We start from the raw sequence: 4305 nt of genomic DNA, 5'->3' as shown, positions 1-4305 counted from the left end.
GCTAATCTCTATTGTTGAAAGGTTAGGGATTTGTTTTATTTATAGTTGTAGCAACTTGTAGGATTATCTATGTCATTTTCAAATCTTTTTTAGTTTTTATTAGTAAATAAGATGCGTTCGCCCTGGTTGTTGTGGCGGCAGCACTCGACTGTGCAACATCAGCTTTAGCTTGGGGGTAATTCAAACACTGGTTAATCGAAAACTAGTGAAGGTTAGCAATAATGGTGCAGGGTTTTATGTGGAGTTGAACGAAATCTGATGACCAACTATAAACAAATTCTTTATCACCAAGCTTAGATAGACCACAACAATAAATTGTTTCTTCGTCGCCGGAGCAGAAGAATTTTCAAGATGAAGAAGTTCATTGACCGCACCATAGAAACAACAGTGATCGCATCTCTACTGTTTACCGGATTTGCGGGAGTAGGGGCGATCGCTTGCTGGGGATTAGAAATTATCGAGACTAATACTAATGCCAAAATAATTATCTCTAGCTGGCAGTACCAGAAAAACGCTTGTTTGGGTAGTATGCTGGTAAGTTTTTCAGCTTTTTTAGGCAGTTCAATACTTAGGGCAAGTTTTAGTATTAGCAGGGATAATTTTTATAAATAATCAGGACAAAGCCATGTTCAATAAATACCTAAACATTTGTGCTGGTGGGCTGGGAGTAGCAGCAGCGCTAATTGGAAGCACAATTCTGATCAAAGGGACTAACGAGGCAAGTGTCAAAAGTGTACTTGCTGGTTCATGGTTGTTATCTGGTGGAAGTCTTTTAGCTGCCACCCGTTTGTATCAAGTCAAAGTCGATTCAGACATCGAAAAGATATTATCAGAAAGACGTAAAGCAATGCCTAAAGCTTGTAAGGGTTGCAGAAATTTTCACGGCGTTAAATATGGGGGAGTGATGCTCGTTTGTGGAATACATCCGGGTGGCGTAGAGAGTGATACCTGCCCAGATTTTGAGAAGTTTAGTTAACAAAGTAATTATGGAAATCATACTAACCACAGCAGAGATACGAGCAATTCTCCAAGGGTGTCAGCAGACTTTACGTGTTGTAGGGAGTAGCAAGGATTATCGACTGATTCAGTCTTCTCCTTACTTTTCAACTACGAATGATGTCTATATCAACGATGCTGTAAATGTTTTGGGTGAGGTAATTGAGGCGATTGATGAAGTAGAACAGATCACTCAACACAAGAGGTGTAAATGATTGAACCAAAAACGCTTATCAAAGGAAAGCTGTACATATTCCGTGGTGTACAACTGCGTTATCAACACCCGTCCAGTTGTGCTGTGCAAGCCCGATATGTATTCACCAACTCTAAGGGCCAACGTCGGGAGTTGGGAGCGCAGATTATCAGACGGGAATTACACAGTATCGAAGAGTTTGCGGAAAATTAACGAACTATAAGAAAGCGAATACCCCGCCAATCGGGATATTAACCTAAACATACAAAGGAGCAACAACATGCAGTTATCTGTAGACAACGACATTCAACACAGAGAATCGTCCTTAACCAAAGCATTGCGGCAGATTCAGCAGTTGAAATCCAAAGTTGCTGAACTAGAGCAGCAACATCAAGACTATGTGCGCTCACAGCAGAATCTAATCAGTGCGATCGCCTCCATTTGCGTTTCTTCGATGCAGGAGGTTGAGGCCCTTCGCATTCTGATATACAAGGGCGAGGCGGAGTGTCGGCGGTACTTGCGCTCGCTGTTGGTGAAAAGACGATTGGCGAGTAAAAACTAAGCGCTCAGTGATTCTGGCTGTGTATCGGCTATTTCCAGAACCCGACGCAACCAATCTTGAGTTTGTCCTTGTGCAACCCGCTTTTGTTCGGTATCAGACCAAATTTTGTCCCAATGAAATAGCCAATGAGTTAAAACCCGACCTAAATCAACTAACTCGCAGGCCCGGTCAATGTCGTCTGCTTTCACCATGTCGGGTACAGTCCATTCAAGAAAGTATCGACTTTCCTTCACCAGAGGCAGCATCAAATCACTTGATGAGTCTTGATTCCACAGAGATTGAATTTGCGACAGGTGATTTGCTAAATGATGTAAGCGGGTAGAGACATCATCTTGGATAAAGTTTTGTTGCTCTGGTGTCACTTCGATCATAAATTGCCTAGGAACTCCATAATGAGTTGACTGACTCTTTCTCTAATATTAGGGTCAAGTATTTCCATTTTGCGATTCTGGCGGGGGCGGAGATTGACAATAGACTCGAAAATCATTTTCCCAGTCGCAGGCATAAAGCTTGCTGCCCAGATATTTTCTTGTCTACTACCATCAGCCAGTAGCGCTTGTTCACAGTCATAGTGTAGATCGCCACCCCCAACCAACACCCGACGTTCAAGATCGACTGCGGTTTTGATGTAGAACTTGTGCTGTTGCAGCATAAGCTCAAGTTGTTCAGGGGTAGCACGATTACGCAATAAAAGAATCATGATTTTTTGTGTAACTATTTACCTGTAAGTCTGGAAGCGATCGCGTCAGCTAAATACTGTTCAACTTCTTTGTCAACAGCGGCAGCCTGGAATTTGATTTCGTTCAAGTGTTTGTCAGTATTTTGCGTGAGATAAGTTTCTAGGGCGGTACTAATACAGGCGCTAATATCCTTTCTGGTAGCAAGAGAAGCAATAATCAGCTGAACATACAACTGAGCAGGTAACTTAGGGACACCAGGACGTTTGTCAATAATCTCATTAATTACGCCACGTTCTTGCAAAGCCTGAATTAATTTGTCTATGTCCACTTATAGAACCCCATTGCTACTGTTGAGTAGCTTATCATGCTATTATCTGCACAAATTTAAAGTATGTACCTCCAGTGGTGATGCACTGGAGGACTTCTCCCTCACAGAAATAGCCTGCAAAGGAGCGATCGCATTATGACAGAAATCACAAGCTTAAACGATTTTTTCATCAGACATCCTATGTATCACCGTTCACTTGCCGAATTAATGGGAGTGTCTACATCTGTTGTTGACAAATGGAGTAATGGTGATCGTCGGATCAGCCAGAGAACATTAAAGGAGTTAAATAGACTGCATCTACTTTTAGATATCAACCCAGAAATTAGAAATAAATATGTGAAAATTGCACATTGTGCAGCTTAATAACTATGAACTGCACAATGTGCAATTAATTCTATTGCCCACCAAGTGTGGGTATTTTATTATTTAAATAGTTCAACAGTTCGACCAGCCAATGGAGTATTTAAGCGTTAAAGAATGCCGAAGTTTACTAAGGATTCAATCGAAAGACACGATAAACAAGTATCTGAAGACTTTGAATTTATTTGGACAGGCTTGCCTAAGTTGGTCAGAGATTAAACAAGTTTTAGAACTACAGATTTTCTTGGGTCTAAAACATGGAAGAAACAGCAAATCAATCTTTCGCCAAATGACCCGCCAGCAACTAGACCAGACATTTAAAAGCTATGGAGTCGATGTAGATGCCAGGTTAGCAGTCTTACAAAAGATACATAAAGGCTCAGTACCCCAAAAGCTAGTTTATGCGTCGAGTTGCTCAAAAAAATGAATTGCTGATTTACTGTTGATTACAGCCTGATACAAATACAGTGCAAGCATTTAATAGCTTTTTGTCTTTAATGACACATTACATTCATTCTGCTGAATTTACCAAAAATAGCCTCTTACAGTTTTTGTAAAAACCATAGAGTAGAGTGTTACTGCAATATTACAAGCCCGAAACTATTGTTGGGCATGGATTAAGCAGAACGTTAGGAAGTGGAGTTTAGATAATTCAATTCTGAAAAGCCGAAAATGGGCATATATTTTTCTTGAGGTGGCAGTGAGTGTAGTACGACGGGAATAAGTACAGATATCCATATATACGGAGATAACGCAATGTGTACAGAAAAGAGAAATATACAAAAACAACTCTTGACGGTGCAACTGAGATAATAGAAAAAGAAGAAAGAAATTCGTCAGGTTTGTTAGAATTTTGTGGAGCGATAATCGCAATTACACTCTCAATATTGACAGCCGCTTTGATTTTACAGAGCTTTAACCATGCCAGTAGTATTAGAAGATTGGATCAGCCTTTCAATCAATCTGAAAAATATTTGTGAAAAGATTCGGGGATCTAGAATCAGCGATCGCACATGGTATGAGTGGGAGCGACTAGCGGGGGCCTGTTATGCACAGGGGAAGAAAGTCTGCGCTCGTCAATATACCCATGAGCAGACAAAGATGCTGTTGTGTTTGGCGAATTTAAGAAAGCATCACCCACGTATCAAAGTGACTTATCGGAGTTTGAGAGATTATTTCCAAGCCA

The 4305-nt window shown here is 40.8% G+C and carries 10 protein-coding genes; 7 read left to right on the top strand and 3 right to left on the bottom strand.

Annotated elements, in window-relative coordinates:
• Positions 1-351: 351 nt before the first annotated feature.
• From FNW02_RS37475 to FNW02_RS37455, 5 genes are all read left to right on the top strand, one after another.
• Entirely contained in the window at positions 352-612 is a 261-nt protein-coding gene (locus FNW02_RS37475) for a hypothetical protein (protein ID WP_225226286.1), read from the top strand.
• 13 nt (positions 613-625) lie between these two features.
• Positions 626-976, top strand: a complete 351-nt coding sequence (locus tag FNW02_RS37470) for a hypothetical protein (protein WP_191762523.1) — start codon at positions 626-628, stop codon at positions 974-976.
• 10 nt (positions 977-986) lie between these two features.
• Positions 987-1211 carry a hypothetical protein gene (locus FNW02_RS37465; protein ID WP_191762522.1) on the top strand — a complete coding sequence of 75 codons (225 nt, stop codon included), beginning with the start codon at positions 987-989 and terminating at the stop codon, positions 1209-1211.
• Positions 1208-1402, top strand: coding sequence for a hypothetical protein (locus FNW02_RS37460; protein WP_191762521.1), 195 nt, complete (start codon positions 1208-1210; stop codon positions 1400-1402). The genes FNW02_RS37465 and FNW02_RS37460 overlap by 4 nt, the downstream gene beginning before the upstream one ends.
• A gap of 67 nt (positions 1403-1469) precedes the next feature.
• A complete protein-coding gene (locus FNW02_RS37455; RefSeq protein ID WP_191762520.1) occupies positions 1470-1751 on the top strand; it encodes a hypothetical protein in 282 nt (93 codons plus the stop codon).
• Here the strand turns inward: FNW02_RS37455 and FNW02_RS37450 are convergent.
• Genes FNW02_RS37450 through FNW02_RS37440 form a run of 3 tightly spaced genes read right to left on the bottom strand, consistent with a single transcriptional unit; the run spans position 1748 to position 2759 of the window.
• A complete protein-coding gene (locus FNW02_RS37450) occupies positions 1748-2122 on the bottom strand; it encodes a hypothetical protein (protein ID WP_191762519.1) in 375 nt (124 codons plus the stop codon). The two genes, FNW02_RS37455 and FNW02_RS37450, sit on opposite strands and share 4 nt — an antisense overlap.
• Positions 2119-2451 (bottom strand): DUF5674 family protein, encoded by a 333-nt coding sequence (locus tag FNW02_RS37445; RefSeq protein ID WP_191762518.1) that lies wholly within the window; start codon positions 2449-2451, stop codon positions 2119-2121. The genes FNW02_RS37450 and FNW02_RS37445 overlap by 4 nt, the downstream gene beginning before the upstream one ends.
• 14 nt (positions 2452-2465) lie before the next feature.
• Positions 2466-2759, bottom strand: coding sequence for a hypothetical protein (locus FNW02_RS37440; RefSeq protein ID WP_191762517.1), 294 nt, complete (start codon positions 2757-2759; stop codon positions 2466-2468).
• A gap of 135 nt (positions 2760-2894) precedes the next feature.
• Between FNW02_RS37440 and FNW02_RS37435 the strand changes: the two genes are divergently transcribed.
• Complete coding sequence (locus tag FNW02_RS37435) at positions 2895-3122, top strand: helix-turn-helix domain-containing protein (protein ID WP_191762516.1); 228 nt, start codon at positions 2895-2897, stop codon at positions 3120-3122.
• Between the two features lie 918 nt (positions 3123-4040).
• Positions 4041-4305: hypothetical protein (locus FNW02_RS37425; protein WP_191762514.1), on the top strand; the 265-nt coding region annotated here is incomplete at its 3' end.

Origin of the sequence: Komarekiella delphini-convector SJRDD-AB1 (genome assembly GCF_014831675.1) — a bacterium.
GTDB lineage: Bacteria > Cyanobacteriota > Cyanobacteriia > Cyanobacteriales > Nostocaceae > Komarekiella.
This window is presented reverse-complemented; position numbering and strand designations above follow the sequence as displayed.